Genomic DNA, 18,787 nt, shown 5'->3' on the forward strand with positions numbered 1-18,787 from the left:
CAGCAAAAAATTGACGTACCGGCGCTGCCCCGCTAGCGTAAATGCAGATACCCAGGTCTCGCTGTGCGTGCCCGTAAGGACAAAAGGACAAGAGAAAGTTATGCCAATCCGCAAAGTTAGTTTGCTACGCCTGATCCCGCTGGCCAGTCTGGTACTGGCCGCCTGTACCACCACCAAACCCAGCGGCCCGGCCACCAGCCCGACGTCGCCACAGTGGCGTGCCCACGAGCAAGCGGTGCAACAGCTTGACCAATATCAAACCCGGGGCTCTTTCGCCTACCTGTCAGACCAGAAAAAAGTCTACGCGCGCTTCTTCTGGCAACAATATTCGCCGGATCGTTACCGCCTGCTGCTGACCAACCCGCTTGGCAGCACCGAACTTGACCTCAACGTACAGAAAAACGTGGTGCAGTTGACGGACAATCAGGGCAAGCGCTATGTCAGCGACAACGCCGAAGAAATGATCCGCAAGCTGACCGGCATGGCGATCCCGCTGGATAACCTGCGCCAGTGGATGCTCGGCCTGCCAGGTGAGGCCAACGACTTCAAGCTCGATGACCAATATCGCCTTAACGCACTGACCTACCAACAAGGTAGCCAGACCTGGACCGTGGACTACCAGGACTACAACAACAGCCTCAAGCCACAGCTACCAAGCCGCCTGGAGCTGAAACAGGGTGACCAGCGCATCAAACTGAAAATGGATAATTGGACGCTTAAATGATCCGTCAGTGGCCATCACCAGCTAAACTCAATCTGTTTTTGTACATTACCGGCCAACGCGAAGATGGCTACCACCTGCTGCAGACGCTGTTCCAGTTTCTGGATTACGGCGACACCCTGACCATCGACGCGCGGCAGGATGACAGTATCCATCTGCTGACCCCGGTGGCCGGCGTGCCGGATGAGCAAAACCTGATCGTCCGTGCCGCCCGCCTGCTGCAACAGCATTGCGAACGTCACGGGCTAAACACCGCCCCACGCGGCGCCGACATCAGCATCGATAAACGTCTGCCGATGGGGGGCGGACTGGGTGGCGGGTCTTCCAACGCCGCCACGGTGTTAGTGGCGCTGAATGAACTGTGGCGCTGTGGCTTGAGCGACCAACAGCTGGCGGAACTGGGGCTGGTCCTCGGTGCCGATGTACCGGTGTTCGTCCTTGGCCATGCCGCCTTTGCTGAGGGTATAGGGGAACGTTTGCAACCGGCCAATCCACAAGAAAAGTGGTATTTGGTGGCCCATCCGGGAGTCAGCATCCCTACCCCGGTTATTTTTAGCGATGCAGAATTAAAAAGAGACACCCCGGTTCGCCCGTTAAATGTGCTGTTACAGGCAACTTACGCAAATGATTGCGAACCAATAGCAAGAAAACGTTTTCGCGAGGTTGAACAGCTTGTTTCTTGGCTGTTAGAATACGCGCCGTCACGCCTGACTGGCACAGGTGCTTGTGTGTTTGCTGAATTCGACACAGAAACCGCCGCCCGTCAGGTGTTAAATCAAGCCCCGGAGTGGATACGTGGTTTTGTAGCGCGTGGCGTTAACGTCTCTCCACTACATCGCATTCGTTCCGGGCAGATTGAACCGTAGTTCTCGTTTCGCTGCGCAGAGTCGTTCACACCTGGCCCTGTAATTCCTGCGCCGCTGCGGTTTCAAATTTTTTTTACACACCCGTATGATATTGCGTCGGCATCGCTAACTGCCCCTTGGCGAAGGCCGAATGACAATATCTTCTCTGGACGCATGCCTGAGGTTCTTCTCGTGCCTGATATGAAGCTTTTTGCTGGTAACGCCACCCCGGAACTAGCACAACGTATTGCCAACCGTTTGTACACCAGCCTTGGTGACGCCGCAGTAGGTCGTTTTAGCGACGGCGAAGTGAGCGTGCAAATCAACGAAAATGTACGCGGCGGTGATATTTTCATCATCCAGTCCACCTGTGCCCCTACCAACGACAACCTGATGGAACTGGTTGTTATGGTAGATGCCCTGCGTCGCGCCTCCGCAGGCCGTATTACTGCTGTTATTCCTTACTTCGGCTATGCCCGCCAGGATCGCCGCGTGCGTTCTGCTCGTGTGCCTATCACCGCCAAAGTTGTCGCCGACTTCCTCTCCAGTGTAGGGGTTGACCGCGTTTTAACGGTAGATCTGCACGCTGAACAGATCCAAGGCTTCTTCGATGTTCCGGTCGATAACGTGTTCGGTAGCCCGATCCTGCTGGAAGATATGCTGCAACAGAATCTGGAGAACCCAATCGTGGTTTCCCCGGACATTGGCGGCGTAGTGCGCGCCCGCGCTATCGCCAAACTGCTCAACGATACCGATATGGCTATCATCGACAAACGCCGCCCACGTGCGAACGTTTCTCAGGTGATGCACATCATTGGTGACGTGGCAGGCCGTGACTGTGTACTGGTTGACGATATGATCGACACCGGTGGTACCTTGTGTAAAGCCGCTGAAGCGTTGAAAGAACGTGGTGCCAAGCGCGTATTTGCCTACGCGACACACCCGATCTTCTCCGGTAACGCTGTGGAAAACATCAGGAACTCGGTGATTGATGAAGTGATCGTCTGCGACACCATTCCGTTGTCTGCAGAAATCAAGGCACTGAAAAACGTACGTACTCTGACGCTGTCCGGCATGCTGGCTGAAGCCATCCGTCGTATCAGCAATGAAGAGTCAATTTCTGCGATGTTCGAGCATTAATCAGCCTTCTTTTCGGTGCGGCGCCCTGCCGTACCGGATCGATTGATTGCCCGCCAGCAGAAAAAGAAAAACCCGTTGGTGCATCAGCAGCAACGGGTTTTCTACGGGTAGTCGAACATGACCTTAGACCTAAATACGCGGCAGTTCTCCCTTGCCGTAACGCCGGTTCCCTTTTATTTTTTTAATCAATGTGACGAACGATGGTTATCGTTACGGCACCGTTTATCAAAATGTTTTATCCACCAGTAACGATCCGCCACCTGCTCACGCCCGCCGATACGTGCACCGACCAGCCATAATAACGCGCCCACGAAGATACTCATGATTGCGCCATGGGCGAAAAACTGCGGCAAATTAAACTGCGATACTTCAGCAAGAATGTTGTATCCCACGCCGACGATCATCACCACCAGCCCCAGCCCCATAAAAAAGTTGCCCATTTTGTTCACGTTTCTGCGTTTCATATGCCACCTCCATAGTGCCATTGGCCAACCGGGATAACTCAGTAAATGGTTAACCCACTTTGATAAGTTAAGTATAGCCCGTGGCTCGACAAGGTGATTGCGTAGGCGATCACAAATGGTAAAGAAAGCATGACAAATCTTTACTTTTGGCAAGTGATTAGTTAACAAATTGAATGATTCCGCTAATGAATTACTCACCGCCCTGAAGATATCCACTCACTAACACCTGGCACGACACAGGATTTTGTCATTCGCGACGCAGGCAGGTAGACTAATGCCCTTTCCATTATCTCGATCATAGCGAATCTCCCCGTGAGCAGTATTAAATTGATAGTTGGCCTGGCGAACCCGGGTGCTGAATATGCCCAGACGCGACACAATGCCGGCGCCTGGTACGTCGATTTACTGGCCCAGCGCCATAACCAGCAGTTGAAGGAAGAGAGCAAATTCTACGGCTACACCGCCCGACTGAATCTGGCCGGTAATGACGTGCGACTGCTGGTGCCCACCACCTTTATGAACCTCAGTGGCAAAGCCGTGCTGGCCATGGCCAACTTCTACCGCATTGAGCCGGACGAAATCCTGGTGGCGCATGACGAACTGGATATCCCGCCCGGTGTTGCAAAAATCAAGCTGGGTGGCGGCAATGGTGGACACAACGGGCTGAAAGATATTCAGAACAAGTTCGGTAATAACCCGAACTTCTATCGCTTGCGCATTGGCATTGGCCATCCAGGCGATAAAAACAAGGTGGTAGGTTTCGTGCTCGGCAAACCACCGGCCAGCGAGCAAAAAATGATTGATGAAGCGATCGATGAAGCTGCGCGTTGCACCGAAGTCTTGCTGACCGACGGTTTGGAAAAAACCGTTCGCCGCCTGCACAGCTTTAAGGCGCAGGCCTGACAGTGATGGCAGCGGGCATTACGCCCGCTGCTGACGGATTTAGGTTCGCAATTTGAAGGTTTCTTCACCGACGTTGGTGTCATCAGTCTGATAGCCTTCTTCCGCCACGTAATATTGCGGATCGTCCAGTTCATGACTGCAAAACGGGCCGGCCTGCTTTAACAAACGCACGCAATCGCCGCTCAGATGACGCAAGCGAATGGTTTTCCCTGCCGCCAGATAGCGCGCCGTCAGCTTATCAATCGCTTCTACTCCACTGGAGTCCATCACCCGGGTACCGGCAAAATCCAGCACCACGTTTTGCGGATCGTTTTTCGGCTCGAACAGTTCGGCAAAGGCCGCGGTAGAACCAAAGAACAGCGGGCCATCCAGTTGGTACACCGCAACTTCGCGCTCTACCCGATGCTGACGCACACGAATACGCGCCTGCTGCCAGGCAAATACCAACGCCGAGATAATCACCCCGCTGATCACCGCCATCGCCAGATCGGTAAAGATAGTGATCAGGGTGACCAGCAGCATCACCAGCGCATCCGCCTTTGGCATCCGACGTAACCGGCGCAGCGAACTCCATTCAAAGGTGTTGTAACACACCACCAGCATCACCCCAGCCAGTGCCGCTACCGGCAGCAGGCCGATATAGCCCGACAGGCTGACCACAAACAGGATCAGCAATATCGCACCGACAACGCCAGAAATGCGCCCGCGCCCGCCCGAGGTGAAGTTGATGATCGACTGACCAATCATCGCGCAACCGGCAAAGCAGCCAAACAGACCGCAAATAGTGTTGCCCGCGCCCTGAGCGATGCTCTCGCGGTTGCCGTTACCCTTCTTGCCGCCCATTTCGTCGAGCACCGTCATGGTCAGCAGCGATTCAATCAGCCCCACCAGAGCAATCACCAGGGCATACGGCAGCACCACTTTCAGCATTTCCAGGTTGAACGGGGCCATCGGCAGGCTGAAATGCGGTAAGGCGCCGGAGATATCCGCCAAATCGCCAACCCGCAAGGTATGCAGGTTAAAACCAATCGCCAGGGTGGAAACCACAATCAATGCCGCTAACGAAGCTGGGATCACCCGGGTCAGCCGTGGGAACAGCACTACCACCAGGATCGCCAACGCCACCAGTGCGTACATCAGCAGTCCCTGCCCGGCAATCATATGCAGTTGCGCCAGCATAATGACAATCGCCAGGCCGTTGACGAAGCCGTGAATAGCTGGCAGCGGGACCAGACGAATAAACTTGCCCAAGCGGAAAACGCCAATCAGGATTTGGATCACCCCGGCGAAAATCGTTGCCCACAGTACGTATCCCATACCGTGCTGCGCCGCCAGGCTCATCAGCACCACCACGATAGAACCGGCCGCGCCTGACACCATGCCCGGCTTGCCGCCAAACAGTGCGGTTACCAGGCCAATAATAAAGGCGGTATGCAGCCCAACGATGGGGGAAAGTCCGGCGACCAGCGAAAAGCCGACCGCTTCGGGGATCATGGAAACGGCCACCACAAAACCCGCCAGCACCTCGTTCTTGACGGCCGACAGCCTGAAATTGTTCAGGTTAAACATGGATTATTCACTTCTGACAGATAAAACACATTCCCGCAGCACGGGAACCAGAACCGCATGGTGCGGCAAACCTCAGGAGGGGGGCAACTCAGGGTGGACTGGGCAAGAAGTGCATCCGGCGCGTTTCCTGTAGGTTAATCAGAAGTGTCAGTATGTGTAAATGTGATCCAAATCTCAATCAAAAACCGGCATTTCCAGCGCATTTGCCCCCCAGCACACAGCCTGATCGAGAAAAACGGCCATTACGTGTATAATGGCGCCATTATTTCGTCCTTTATGCAGTGGGTTAAACCTAACCGGCTGATAGTTAAGATATTTAAGGTGATAACAACATGGGATTCAAATGCGGTATCGTCGGCTTGCCTAACGTAGGTAAATCCACCCTGTTCAACGCGTTGACCAAAGCGGGTATCGAAGCAGCCAACTTCCCGTTCTGCACCATTGAACCTAATACCGGTGTGGTGCCGATGCCCGATTCGCGTCTGGACCAGTTGGCCGAGATCGTTAAACCTCAGCGCATCCTGCCAACCACCATGGAATTCGTCGACATCGCCGGTCTGGTGAAAGGCGCGTCCAAAGGCGAAGGCCTGGGCAACCAGTTCCTGACAAACATCCGTGAAACCGAAGCTATCGGCCACGTGGTGCGCTGCTTCGAGAACGACAACATCATCCACGTGAACAACAAGGTTGATCCGGCTGACGACATCGACGTCATCAATACCGAGCTGGCCCTGTCGGATCTGGACACCTGCGAACGCGCTATCCACCGCGTACAGAAGAAAGCCAAAGGCGGCGACAAAGACGCAAAAGCCGAACTGGCTGCACTGGAAAAATGCCTGCCACAGTTGGAAAACGCCGGCATGCTGCGTGCGCTGGATCTGACTGATGAAGACCGTGCAGCGATCCGCTACCTGAGCTTCCTGACGCTGAAACCAACCATGTACATCGCCAACGTCAACGAAGACGGCTATGAAAACAACCCGTACCTGGACAAAGTGCGTGAAATCGCTGCGACCGAAGGCTCGGTAGTGGTTGCCGTGTGTGCTGCGGTTGAATCCGACATCGCCGAACTGGAAGACGAAGACCGCGCCGAGTTTATGGCTGAACTGGGTCTGGAAGAGCCGGGTCTGAACCGCGTGATCCGCGCCGGTTACGAGTTGCTGAACCTGCAGACCTACTTCACTGCTGGCGTTAAAGAAGTGCGCGCCTGGACCATCCCGGTTGGCGCGACCGCCCCACAGGCGGCCGGCAAGATCCACACCGACTTCGAGAAAGGCTTTATCCGCGCACAAACCATCGCTTTTGACGACTTCATCACCTACAAGGGTGAGCAAGGCGCTAAAGAAGCCGGTAAAATGCGTTCAGAAGGCAAAGACTACATCGTCAAAGACGGCGACGTGATGAACTTCTTGTTTAACGTCTAAATAAAATTTGTTGTCTCATGAGATCTCAACATATCTCATGAGAATCGCAAAAACCTATAAAATCCACGCTCTTGCGTGGATTTTTCATTTCATAGTGTCTCATCTCATTTCGCAACAACGCGGTCAAAAATGGGTACATAGATGAGTACAACATTCTTCCTTCTTTATTTTAAGTAAGTACAATAACAGTATAATAAATAAACAAGGACTCAGCACAAACAGGCCTTGACCCCACAGCAAATCGGGAAGCTATTAAGCTGTTTTGACAACAGCAGTGGCTCATACCAGGTTAACTATTGCATGTGGCTAATGTGGTGGGCATTGGCGCGACCAGCCGAAGTTACCGAAGCGGAATGGGCAGAGTTCGATCTCGATAATGCACTGTGGACAATTCCGGCAACGCGGATGAAAGCCCGCAGAGAACACGTTATTCCCCTTCCCTCACAAGCCGTCAGCATGCTCAAAACGCTACAGGGATTAACCGGGCATCGACAGCACCTTTTTCCGGGCCGAGATAACCCACGTAGCCCGATGACATCTCACTCGCTGCGCCAGCTACTATTATTCACTATCTAGCATCCATTTACGCCATATTACCGAGATATCCGGTTCAATGCTTTGGGGGAATTTATATTTACCACTAGGGGCATGTTCAGATGAAAGCAGCAGACATCTTAATTCATTAAATTTAGCGAAATTAAACTCTTGCTCAAATGTTTCATCGATTTTGCTATGATTAAATTCACCACCAGAATAAATTATCTGTATTCAGATTTGCCTTATCTATAATTGTATAGCCAATAACGCCTATAATTCTCGCCTTGCCCTCACGTTTGCTTAATATCTATGGCATTGACCGCGTCATAGAGTCAGAGTTCACAAGCCGGAGTTCATCATCCAGACCATCCAAACAGCATCTGTCAATAGTGCCTCACCTGCTTTCAGTCACAAACATAATGATTAGCAGCCTATTTTATAGGTATTAAATTTAACATTTAGATTTTTATATCGCCATTTAAAACCCAACAGAATATGAAACTAAAGAAACCACAAATCATAAACCAAAACACTTTATTAATACTTAAGCTTGCGGAAAGTGGTCTCACATACCATATTTAGAAAACTCTGAAGAATGCGCTGGATTAAGCAGGATAATAAGCTTAACCATGTCGCTTAAAAACCACATTAGAACAGAGCTCGTCATTTTATGAGATACCTCGTGCCTGCGCAATGCTAGCACTCTCTGTGTGTTTCATTTTATCTAATGCAGCAATATCAAAAAAAATAAATGTAAATTTTATTTTTCTCAGCCATGTTAAAAAATAAAAATGCATTCCTTTTAAATAATACCAAAATAGTTATTCATCAAAAACAACAAATTAAGAGTCTTGCGCTGCAAGCCATGGCCTTTGGTCTATATTTGCGCGCTGGCTCATAATAACCCTGTAAATACATTAGGAGTAAACGTATGCAGACCACTATTTCAATGGTGCCCGATGGTTTTCAATTGCCACGTTTTGAACATATGTTTCACCCCATCGGCTTAAACGGTATTTTGCTGGCAACCAGCGACGAAAGTAATGGAATTACTAAAAAAGCCGGTACTGGCGATAGCGGCGGTAAACGTAGCAGCGTTAAGGCGCCAGGAGGAAAAGACAGCCGCAAACAGAAGGATGGAGGTTAAGGACCCGCCATGCTGACATTTAGCCTTGATGCCAGCAGCCTGCCCCTGCCCTGGACCTCCAGCGGCAGGGGTTGGGTCGCAGGAAACAGCCATATCACCCCTTACCCGCATGCCGCGCTGGAAGCTTTTTCCCTACGCACACCCCGTAGCAGCGTATTTGTAGTACGGGAAAAAATGGGCGGTCGGTTGGCTGCCAACACCGTCGCCGAGATAGCGTTGCCCGATCAGGATCTTGATGGCCAACTCGCTGATTTACTGCAATGGCCGCTCAACATCGTGGTGCTGGTCTGCCGCTCACACGCAGCTACGCCAATCAAACTGTATAGCGGTGGTTGGGCGACCGCGCCACTGTGTCTGATAACGCAAGGGCAAACCCTGCACGGTCACTGGGATGTCGCCCAGCTATACCCGTTGATGCGCTCATCTGCGGATTTCGGTCGTCTGGCTTATTTACTGGCGCGACTGGGTACGCCGTACTCGCGCACAACGCTGTTCCCTGAAATTCACATGTTGACCGAACGCGCCAGCGCCGCCTGGTCTCCCGGCAGCGATGTGAGTATCGAGTACCCCCCAGCGTTGCCCTTTTCCTACCCCAGACAGACACTGGACACGGCGGATGTCCCTGGCATGTTCGAACAATTGATGAGCGCCAGCATCGGACGCTGGTTCAGTCCCCATGACGATTCCGTCGCGGCGGAATTGAGCGGAGGATTGGACAGCGCCGTCGTGTCAATCATTGCCGGCAAGAGAACTTCGGCGCCGATTCGCACTTATGGGCTGATTGTTCCCGGCGAAACCGGGCAGATACAGGCTACCCGGAGACGGGCAATCACAGACCTGATTTCGGCGCAGGACACGGCACTGGTGGCAGCCGAGTTCGCTCCCTTCAGCCAAGCCAGACGCCAGCCGGAAGATCTGATGGTGCCGTGGGGGGAATACTATCATGAAGCCTTTGGCGCACTGTTGCGGCAAGCGCGCCAAAACGGCGCTCACTCGATATTAACCGGCATTGGCGGGGATGAAATATCCACTTTGCTTTGGAGCGAGATAGCGCCGCAGCAACCCTCAATGTCCGCCAGCGAAGTATTACCCAGTTTTTTAACGCCTACCGCGATTCAGGCGCTTCTGGATACTCATGACAAGCTGGACCCGGCTCCGCCTGGCGCAGCTGAAGCCAGCTATTTTGAAGCCGCACAGGCGGGAACGGCCGTCTATCTGCGGGCGGGTATCTGGCCGCTGTATCCCTACGCCACCCCCGAAATCGTCGAGTTCTGCCGTAGTCTGCCGACCGAGTGGCGACGCGATCGCCGCTTGCAGCGCCATTATCTGCAAGCAGCAGGTTTACCGGCCAGTGTTTATCGCCCGGAAATTCCGGAAAGCTTCACGCCATTGATTGATCAGACCTTACGCGAGGATGCCCGCGGTTTTATTACATCGCTGTTTGCGCAATCTAGGTTGGCTGAACGAGGGCTGGTCGATCGTGCAGCGCTGCTGCGGGCTTATGAACGCTACTGCACCACCGATTACTGGGCGGAATCGGATGCCTTGCTGGAAGCCGTGGTACTGGAATTGACCTTACGTACGATTGAAGAAAGGCCATCAGGATCCTTCGGTTAACGCCGGCTATTTTTCAACGGTTCTGCTTTTCGTTGCTCAACTTCAGGAGTTCAAGTTCTCATGCAAACACCTAACCAACGGCAAGACTCGCTGTCGGGCAGCTTTCTACGCTATACGAGCAGCCAGAACCGTCTTTCAATGGCGCTGCAAGACGCATCGCAATTTAAATACCCCCAAATTGTCACCTGCAATGGCTACGTGATCGCCTTTGCATCCCGGACTCTGAACGGGAGCCAACCGCAGATTGGATATTCGGTATTAATGCAGCAAACGCAGGGAGCATCCGACGTTATCTGGAAAGACTTCGAAACACTTGATTTCGCGACAGAACTGCGGCCTGTGGGATTTAGGCTGGTTTCGCTTGAGATGGGGATCGGCGGCCCGGCGGTGCCGGACGTGGCATTTCAGGTCTGCGCCGATGATACCTATGTGTATGTATTCAGACAGTCGAGCAATGGCTCAATTTACATGGACCGGTTCTATTTCGATGATACCGCCATTCGGTTATGCAAAATTTCCGAAGTAAGGTTCCGCCGCAGCCGCGATCCGGATATCCCACTGGATCGCAAGGATACTTTTGGTACGCAAGACATGAACCAGCAAACATTCGTCGAGCCGACGCTTGACCTGTGTTTTCTGGCGGAAGTGAACAACGGCTGGTTTCAGATAGCGATTTTACCAACCGATCTCCCCAGCGTGACCCGATGGCATATCTTGCAGTGCAATGCTTCCGGCGACTTGACGGTCTACTCGATCGCTCGTTCCGATGACGGATTGTTCGATCTGAGCGATTCAATCGATGCTCAAACCGGCACGGTGGCGCCCAGCCAGGTATTTCAACTGGTCGATACAACGGGCGCTACGCTCCCACCCAGCGCAGGTCCGTCGCTGGTGCTGTACAACCGACAAGAACGGCTGATGGATGAATATGGCCGCTATACATTACAAAAACGCGCATTACGCTGTTTGCAGGCGATCCCGGTCGGCGCAAACGGACAGATTGCCCTAATTGACAACGGCATCGGTCAGGACGGCCGATGTGCGCAAGTACCTGAACAACTCACGGTGCCTGCTTTGCCGCCGTCGATTACCGGGCTCGGCTTTTCTCCGTCATGCGGTTATTCGGTCTTGATGCCGGACCTGATTGCCGACACGGATGCGTTTACGCTGGAGTTTTGGCTACAGGTTACCAGCACCGACGGTACGCTGTTTGTTCTGCAAAGCAGAGGATCGTCGCAACCAGGTTGCGTTGCCTTACAAGATGGCGTGCCGGTGTTCATGGTCGAACAAAAGTTGGCGTTAGCCGCTGATACGGCGCTGCTGCCGGGATATTGGTATCACCTGGCTCTCAGTTTTGACGGGACGTCCGGCGGAGCAATTCATATCAATGGCCAACCAGGCGCCAGCACATGCGATCCCTTATCGCAGCCCGATCCGCCGGATACCGGCTGGATGATAGGAGGCCCAAACGGCTTCGACGGCATTCTGAACGAAATCCGGATGTGGCGAGTGGTGCGTACCACCGCAGAAATCATCGACACCATGAACCGGCCGATCGCCAGCGATAACCCCGCCTGGCCCACGCTGGCAGGATACTGGCCTTGCAACGAGCCTGAAGATGACAAACGCTTCAGTACATTGCTCAATCAGGCGTCAAACGGCAGTGCCGGCGATGGAATTCTATCCGGCGCGTCCTGGGTTATCTCGGATGCCCCGCGTCAACCCTCTCTACAACCGGTAGCCTGGGACAATAATGGGCTGAGCACATGCTGCGGCCTGTTGGCGAGTGCCCAAACCCATGCGGCGCCAGACATCGTCGACGGCGGTGATGGCATGCTGCATCTTTACTATACCGATACCGCCAGCGACGCCATGCAAGCCGCCCTGCTCAGTACGGTCGGCGCCTGCAGCGAATACTCGGTATCCTGGCTGGCGGGCGATCCTGCCAAGCCGGACGATATCGAATCCGGCGTGATCACCTTTGTTGCCCGCCATCCCGGCAGTTGGATGAATGCGCCGGCCACAATGCAATGCATTCTGATCGAGCCGAACGCCAAAGATAGCGAGCTGGCAACCGTGACGCTGACCTGCCCGGCTGGCCGGAGCGAAATCTGGCCGGATGTGCCGCGTTCGGCCAATATCTTTGTCGCCATCCTCAATGGCGATGCGGTACAAAAAGGCAGCGCCGACACCGACGCAAGCATCATCTATGACTATCTGTCGGTTAAGGTCACGGAAAACGGCATTATGCGCGGGCCGCAACCCGCTTCTGGCATTGGTTCTTCGATTTTCAGCGTTTCGCCGCTGGACAATCCCGGCAACGGTTATACCGCCGTGGTGCAAGCGGCCGGAAGCGGCACGGACCAGGCGTTAAGAGTCATGAGCGGCAGCGACCAACGCTGGCTGGCATATCCGCCTCTGCTCACGGTAGATAATCGTGAGCTGGGCTCCTACATCCGGGTTTACGATAGCGCGAAGGTGGATCTGTACCAGGGAGCCCTGGCGGCTTCCGGCGATGTCACGATCGAAGCATGGGTGGCGCCGACAGACAGCCAGCAGCCGGAACCGTCTACCGTTTGGATCTTCAATAAACACATCGGCCAAAATGCGGACATTCGCTACGCCTTGTTGTTCAATCAGCAAGGTCAGGTGATCGCAGCCAAGGATGATGTGGTACGCATCAGCAAATCGTCGTTGCCCATGGACGGGCAATGGAGTCATATCGCGGCTTCCTACGCCACCGATTACGGATTGCAACTGGCAGGCACCCGCTACCTGAATGCGGGCAATGACCGCAGCCTGAACAGTTCAGATGCCTTGACGCTGGAGGCCTGGGTTCGTTTGGATCACTTAGGCACGCAACAATGTATCCTGTCCAAATCCAGTCGTACCGAAGATAACAGTTGGTCATTCTATGTCTCGCCAGATGGCAAACTGAATTTTCGCGTCAACCAGAGCACCGCAACGGTACAGGTGCAAAAGACCATTCAGTCGACATCGGCATTGATGGAAGGTATCTGGCACCACGTCGCGGCAATTTACGATGTGTCATCCAAACCCCAGACGGCGGCCAAGTTCAACGGAAATAAAACTTATATCAGCTTGCCGATGGTGGAAAACCCACCGATGACAGAAGTTTCGGTCATGATGTGGATCCGTAGCGACGGCAATTTCCGTACCTCGACCCAGATGCTGTTTCAGAGCATTGACCCCGCGCAACAGTTGGTAGTGATCCTGACGTTAAATAATGGCTGCCCAACGTTCAAATGCATTATTAATAGCCAGGTTTTCAGCGTTAAATCCAAGCGCACGTTGCGCCCCAATAACTGGATCCATGTCGCGGGCGTCTACAGTGCCGCCGGCATCGACATTTTCATTGACGGCCAATCGGTTGCCGACGGAGCAGGAACGCAGGCGTTCACCTCGTCAGAGCTTATGCAGCAAGCGGTTACCCCGGACAAACCTGGCGCGTTCCTGATCGGTAACAATGCCGCTTCCGATCAGGGTTTTGTCGGCACCATCAATGAAATCAGCTTGTGGAACCGCCGCCTGTCGCTAGACGAGGTTCGACAAAAAATTCAGCAACCGCTGGCCGCCAGCGAGAAAGGCCTGTCAGGCTATTGGCCATGCCAGGACATGTATGGCACTTCGGTGATGGATTTAGTCGGCGCCGCCAGTGGCACGTTGTTCGACGGCAGTTTTGTGCGTATCGAAAAAGGCGCCTTTGCGCAAAAAATTCTGCTTGATGGTCAACTGGAAGCCTTTGAGCGAGTCACTGACCCTATCGTGGTCTCAGATGCCGTGCTCACGCTAGGCTCCGGCGACCATGAATACTACCTGCAAGGCGCGTTCGACGATCTCAGGCTGTGGAATCAGGGCCGGATGAATTGGCAAATCGAATATTTCCGTGCGCGCCGGCTGGAAGACAATGCGCAAGGATTAGTCAGCGAATGGGATTTTCTCACTGGAAAAGGTCGGGTCGCCTTTGATTCGAAAAGCCAGAACAACGCTTCAATACGGGATGCGTCGCTGCAATTGAGCGACGTGGCTGCCGACTTGATGTGGATAAAAACCACTTTCAAGGCTGGTTGGACGCTGTTGATCAACGGCGTAACCGTTGCGCTCGACATCGCGGCCTTCGATCCGGTGATCTATGGCGATACGCAAGCGACCATTGGCGCCACACGCAAAGACGGCGCATTGTTCAACAACCTCACCGGGCGTTTGAATGAGGTACGGGTCTGGAACAGCCAACGTACGCCAGGCCAGATCCGCAATTACATGAATGTGCCCATCGCGCCCAACGCGGCGGGGCTGGCCGGTTACTGGCCGATTTCAGATGGTTCCGGCCACACCGTGGGCGATGCAACCGGAATGGGCAGTAACGGACGTTGGATCGGCCCGGTCGGTACAGTGCCCTGGATGCTGTCAGACGCCCCCCTCAGCATTGTTCTGGCCGGTATTGGCATCAGCAATGGAGGCCGCGCCCCGCTTAAGCCACTGAAGTCGAACTTTGCCTGCGGCGCCTGCGCCTATGGCGATATGCAAACCGATGCTTATGGCAACCTGCTGGCGGTCTACCAGCGTGCCTACGCCGTGCTGCCACAGAGCCAGTCGTTGGAATTGGCAGCCAATCTGGCCATCGGCGACCTTGATTTGCAGTTTGTTGGCCAGGTTCAGACAGACCCCAATCTGATCGGATATATCGAAGGGCCGCCCCCGTTGCCTGCGGAAAATCTCAAGCTTTATCCAGGCACGCCTAACGCCTATAACAACGCCAGTACCCTGACCCTGAATGAAAGCGCAGGTATCAATTATAACTACACCGCTTCGCGCGACACCGGATTCGATATGAACGTCAATAATTCGCTCGGCTTCCGTTGGGAGGAAGAGATTGACGCAGGCGGATTGGTCGTTTCAACGTTATTGTTCGGCTTTATCAGTAACATTGGTATATCAAGCACCTTCACCAACTCACTGGGCTGGCTCAACGAGGGCGCCTTGAATTCAGACGCACTACAGTTTCGCGTCAAACAAGTTGAGGCTCGTGGCGCCTGGCAGAAAAACGACTACAAAATCGATAATGGCGTCGGGCAGCTATTCTATCCCGACAATATGGGCTACGCGTTAGTGCTTTCCGGCACGGCAGACATGTATGCCCTGCGCCTGCGTGGTACCGGCGCCTTGGTGACGTACTCGCTGCGGCCAAGCCCGGATATTCCGCAAGATATCAACATCATCATGTTCAAGTTGGCTCCTAGTTATGTAAAAAATGGCACTTTGGATGGCTGGATTGGTTTCGAGCCTGATAAAAACTATGCCAATCTCACCCCTGGCGAGCACGGCAGCTATTTTAAACCACTCGAAGCTTACGCCCTCAAGCAACAGATCGATCGGGAGCATGCGCAAAGCACTCGCGAGTTCGACAATTTCGATGCCGGTTCCATCGGGCGCAGAACCAATGCCATCAACTTCCAGCCTGGCGACATTGGTGACGCCAACAACGATATCGCCAATATCCTGATGGGAATTTCCGAACGCAAAGCCATTTCGTCGCAAGAGTGGTTGCGCCGCCGTGGCCGGCGCAACATGGTCAACTCTTACGTTTGGACGGCGCAAGGCGGGCTGTATACCGAGGAAGAACAGTTCACCGTTTCGCGCCAGATGGTTTCCGGCGGCAGTTATTCATTCAGCGGTATGGCCGGCCCGACGTTTTCAACCACCTTCCGTAAAGGAGGCTATTTCGAACTGGACGCCATGTTCGGTGGGCACATCGTGACGCATGCCAGCAAATCGGTCACCGAACACGCCGGATTCCAGATGAATCTGACCGCCAATGGGGAAAGTTACATCGGTACGATAAACGGCAGTGATGACGACCTTGAATATACCGACATCCCTTCTCCGGGCAAGGTCAAGCAATATCGTTTCATGAGTTTTTATCTTGCACCGACCAAGCGTAACTTTGAGGATTTCAAAGCGATTGTCGACCAGGAGTGGCTGCACCGTACCGGGGCGTATGCCCACACGGTTGACCCGGACGCCGCCGCGCTGCAACAGGCCATGTTCCGCCCTAACGAGGTCTGGCGGGTATTGCATCGCGTCACCTATGTGGCTCGCGTCCCGTTGAATCAGCAAAGCGCGCTGTCGCAGCCGCAGAATGCCCGCCGCCCCGACGCCGCCAGCCTGGAAGCCAATAGCTGGCTGATTAACCAATTACAGACGTCTTCCACGGCCAATCCGATGCCTGGCGTCAGCCGTAAAGCCGATGTCTTGCTCGATACTCTGGCGGCCAATCCGATTTGGGGCGCCAAGGTGGCAGCCAAGCGATCCGAACTGAAGCAGAACTTCATGACCTATATGCGGGCCTGCTACGAAATTCCCAATTAAACGTTGAACGCGCCGAACGGCGCATCACCCTATCGCCGGTCAGCCCTGATGGGACTGGTCGGTTGGTGAGCCAGACCGGCTCAATTTAGCTAACAATCAGGAGTACGCCATGACCATTAACGAATGCGGCAACATTGTCCCAGGCTACTGCAGCACCAAGAAACCTAAGATCGACATCAACTGCCACGATCTCAAGAAAGATACCGGCGATAAGATCCTGTTCGAGGTCAACGATATTACCTGCTATTGCATCTGCAGCTGTCTGGGCCGCGGGACGCTGGTCACCCTAGACGATCGGGATTCGACCATCAAGGTCGAGGATATCGTCGAAAAACAGACTCAGGTACTGGCCGCCGGACGCGATCTGAAATTCGTCCCCCAAACGGTTCAGGTCGTGTCGCACTCCAAGGAAGGCCGGGTCGACCATGCCGTCTATCTGCGCTATACCCTGGCGGGTAAAGAGCGTGAGGCCTGCGTCACCATGAGCCATCCCTTTATGCTAAAAAATGGGACTCTGGTAGCCGCCGAATCTTTGGTGCTGGGGGCAGAACTGGTCGATCGCCATGGCAATGCGGTGCCCGTAGATGAGTTGAAATGGGGAACTTACGAAGGTGAGTTCTGGGAGTTCTCCACGGTCGACGGCATTCCCGATCCCGATTTGAAAAACCACCTGGTAGTGACCAACGGCGTGGTCACCGGCGATTTCGCCGTCGAGCAGTTTGTATATTACCGCGACCCGGCTTATAAGGGCGCCATGCCGGCGATCATCGGTTCGCAAGAGTGGATCGATGCCAATCAATTTCCATTGCTGGAGGCCCATCAGGAGTCGATACGAAAAGTGGGCAACGGTTATTTCACGCCAGCGTCACATTCGAAGGTCGAAGTGCCTCCTCATGCCAGCAGTTTTTACCCGAAAGTGGAAGCTTTGTTACTGGAAAAATTAGCGCCCAAGAAGCCCTACAACGACGCCCTGGCCAGGGAAATGTGCGTCTACCTGCTGAATATCCTGTTCAAACCGGCTTATCCAGAGATCACTTTTCACTTCGACTGGTTCAGCCGAGAGGCCAACAGCTACTCATGGGTCGATTCGTTGGATAAGTCAAAGCATGTCTTGTTGCAAGGCGGTCTGGCCCGTATCGAGGCTTTCGATATTCAAGCGGTGGCCCTGGCCCTGGCGCATGAAATCGGCCACTTGGAAGGCCGGCCGGATGTCGCCCCTTCCAGCGTGACTTGCGAAGGTGAAGCAGACTGGTGGGGAGCCTCTATCGTATTGCGCCGCATGTGGTTTGGCGAAGATTACTTTGCGCAGTTAAAAATGGCGATTGCCCAGATCAAAGCGACTTATGCCTACTTTCCCCTCAATGCAAACACCTTACCCAAAGATGCGCCGTTGGATTCAATGGGACGGCAATACCCCAGCCATGATTGCCGGATCAGCACCTTTGAAACCGCCATGCATGGGGTGGATCAACCGGAGTGCTCCAAATGTTGCCAACCGTAGCCGAATATGCGCGTCAGCTGGCCGATGAACTCGGTCTGGCGCACCCCTTGCCACACCGAGCAGCACGGGCCGCACTGTATGACCCTCGTTTCCGGCGGTTTTTGTATCGCGCCCAGAATGCGCCTAATCTGTTGCGCGATCTGATCGAACATGCGCCGCCTATTGACGCCCGCTACGGCAATGACACAGATGAGCCAGAGGCGCATTCGACGGCGCAGCTGGCACAGCATCTCGCGTCATCGATACTGGCCTGGTCGAAGCAGGGTTTCAAAACATTGGATGAAACGCAGCGGTTGTCTCGCCTTACGGCGTGCCAGGCATGCCCACATCTGGGCGCCCCACCTGATCGGCTGGATTATCGTATCGCCAGGATCGGCGTTGAAGATCAGAGCGTATGCACGCTGTGCGGCTGTTTTGTCGAACGTAAGACCAAGCTGCCGCATGAACGCTGCCCCGCTCAGTCAGATACCAACCCAGCGTTAAACCGATGGGGAGATATCTACCAGCGAATAGACTAACGGGAAATCGC

General features: G+C 54.0%; 12 protein-coding genes and 1 pseudogene. 11 read left to right on the forward strand and 2 right to left on the reverse strand.

The genetic code is table 11. The annotated features are described in order from the left end of the window. Positions 1-100: 100 nt before the first annotated feature. The 3 genes from lolB to prs all read left to right on the forward strand — a co-directional run bounded on the left by lolB (position 101) and on the right by prs (position 2,706). A complete protein-coding gene (gene lolB / locus OC597_RS15205) occupies positions 101-724 on the forward strand; it encodes a lipoprotein insertase outer membrane protein LolB (RefSeq protein ID WP_262209371.1) in 624 nt (207 codons plus the stop codon). Then, positions 721-1,587: a 4-(cytidine 5'-diphospho)-2-C-methyl-D-erythritol kinase gene (gene ispE / locus OC597_RS15210; protein WP_261426133.1), complete on the forward strand. Its 867-nt coding sequence runs from the start codon at positions 721-723 to the stop codon at positions 1,585-1,587. Before lolB ends, ispE begins: the two co-directional genes overlap by 4 nt. A gap of 171 nt (positions 1,588-1,758) precedes the next feature. Next, positions 1,759-2,706, forward strand: a complete 948-nt coding sequence (prs, locus tag OC597_RS15215; protein ID WP_012006410.1) for a ribose-phosphate diphosphokinase — start codon at positions 1,759-1,761, stop codon at positions 2,704-2,706. Between the two features lie 185 nt (positions 2,707-2,891). Here the strand turns inward: prs and ychH are convergent, their stop codons facing one another. Then, positions 2,892-3,170, reverse strand: a complete 279-nt coding sequence (ychH, locus tag OC597_RS15220; RefSeq protein ID WP_085116308.1) for a stress-induced protein YchH — start codon at positions 3,168-3,170, stop codon at positions 2,892-2,894. A 312-nt stretch (positions 3,171-3,482) separates the two neighbouring features. On the opposite strand from ychH, the gene pth reads away from it, so the two are divergent. Continuing rightward, positions 3,483-4,073, forward strand: coding sequence for an aminoacyl-tRNA hydrolase (gene pth / locus OC597_RS15225; protein ID WP_261255671.1), 591 nt, complete (start codon positions 3,483-3,485; stop codon positions 4,071-4,073). Between the two features lie 39 nt (positions 4,074-4,112). On the opposite strand, the gene OC597_RS15230 is transcribed toward pth, so the two are convergent. Continuing rightward, positions 4,113-5,642, reverse strand: coding sequence for a SulP family inorganic anion transporter (locus OC597_RS15230; RefSeq protein ID WP_262209375.1), 1,530 nt, complete (start codon positions 5,640-5,642; stop codon positions 4,113-4,115). A 332-nt stretch (positions 5,643-5,974) separates the two neighbouring features. On the opposite strand from OC597_RS15230, the gene ychF reads away from it, so the two are divergent. The 7 genes and pseudogenes from ychF (at position 5,975) to OC597_RS15265 (ending at position 18,776) form a co-directional block, all read left to right on the forward strand. Beyond that, positions 5,975-7,066, forward strand: a complete 1,092-nt coding sequence (gene ychF / locus OC597_RS15235) for a redox-regulated ATPase YchF (RefSeq protein ID WP_085116305.1) — start codon at positions 5,975-5,977, stop codon at positions 7,064-7,066. A 204-nt stretch (positions 7,067-7,270) separates the two neighbouring features. Next, positions 7,271-7,627: pseudogene (locus OC597_RS15240) on the forward strand (tyrosine-type recombinase/integrase); the annotation flags it as partial. 907 nt (positions 7,628-8,534) lie between these two features. After that, the gene (locus OC597_RS15245; RefSeq protein WP_261462400.1) at positions 8,535-8,750 is read left to right on the forward strand and encodes a hypothetical protein; all 216 of its coding nucleotides are present in this window, start codon (positions 8,535-8,537) and stop codon (positions 8,748-8,750) included. A gap of 9 nt (positions 8,751-8,759) precedes the next feature. Continuing rightward, on the forward strand, positions 8,760-10,367 hold the full coding sequence (locus tag OC597_RS15250) for an asparagine synthase-related protein (RefSeq protein ID WP_262209376.1): 1,608 nt from the start codon (positions 8,760-8,762) through the stop codon (positions 10,365-10,367). 60 nt (positions 10,368-10,427) lie between these two features. Continuing rightward, on the forward strand, positions 10,428-16,757 hold the full coding sequence (locus tag OC597_RS15255; RefSeq protein WP_262209377.1) for a LamG-like jellyroll fold domain-containing protein: 6,330 nt from the start codon (positions 10,428-10,430) through the stop codon (positions 16,755-16,757). 109 nt (positions 16,758-16,866) lie between these two features. After that, positions 16,867-18,258, forward strand: coding sequence for a hypothetical protein (locus tag OC597_RS15260; RefSeq protein WP_261462397.1), 1,392 nt, complete (start codon positions 16,867-16,869; stop codon positions 18,256-18,258). Next, complete coding sequence (locus OC597_RS15265) at positions 18,243-18,776, forward strand: hypothetical protein (RefSeq protein WP_261462396.1); 534 nt, start codon at positions 18,243-18,245, stop codon at positions 18,774-18,776. The genes OC597_RS15260 and OC597_RS15265 overlap by 16 nt, the downstream gene beginning before the upstream one ends. The last annotated feature ends 11 nt before the right edge of the window (positions 18,777-18,787 follow it).

Origin of the sequence: Serratia proteamaculans (assembly GCF_946227095.1) — a bacterium.
GTDB classification, from domain to species: Bacteria; Pseudomonadota; Gammaproteobacteria; order Enterobacterales; family Enterobacteriaceae; genus Serratia; species Serratia proteamaculans_E.

Excerpts from the sequence above, each read along its gene's own strand:
- lolB (WP_262209371.1), top strand. The coding sequence starts at position 101 with ATGCCAATCCGCAAAGTTAGTTTGCTACGCCTGATCCCGCTGGCCAGT.
- ispE (WP_261426133.1), top strand. The coding sequence starts at position 721 with ATGATCCGTCAGTGGCCATCACCAGCTAAACTCAATCTGTTTTTGTAC.
- ychH (WP_085116308.1), bottom strand. The coding sequence starts at position 3,170 with ATGAAACGCAGAAACGTGAACAAAATGGGCAACTTTTTTATGGGGCTG.
- OC597_RS15230 (WP_262209375.1), bottom strand. The coding sequence starts at position 5,642 with ATGTTTAACCTGAACAATTTCAGGCTGTCGGCCGTCAAGAACGAGGTG.
- ychF (WP_085116305.1), top strand. The coding sequence starts at position 5,975 with ATGGGATTCAAATGCGGTATCGTCGGCTTGCCTAACGTAGGTAAATCC.
- OC597_RS15245 (WP_261462400.1), top strand. The coding sequence starts at position 8,535 with ATGCAGACCACTATTTCAATGGTGCCCGATGGTTTTCAATTGCCACGT.
- OC597_RS15250 (WP_262209376.1), top strand. The coding sequence starts at position 8,760 with ATGCTGACATTTAGCCTTGATGCCAGCAGCCTGCCCCTGCCCTGGACC.
- OC597_RS15255 (WP_262209377.1), top strand. The coding sequence starts at position 10,428 with ATGCAAACACCTAACCAACGGCAAGACTCGCTGTCGGGCAGCTTTCTA.
- OC597_RS15260 (WP_261462397.1), top strand. The coding sequence starts at position 16,867 with ATGACCATTAACGAATGCGGCAACATTGTCCCAGGCTACTGCAGCACC.
- OC597_RS15265 (WP_261462396.1), top strand. The coding sequence starts at position 18,243 with ATGTTGCCAACCGTAGCCGAATATGCGCGTCAGCTGGCCGATGAACTC.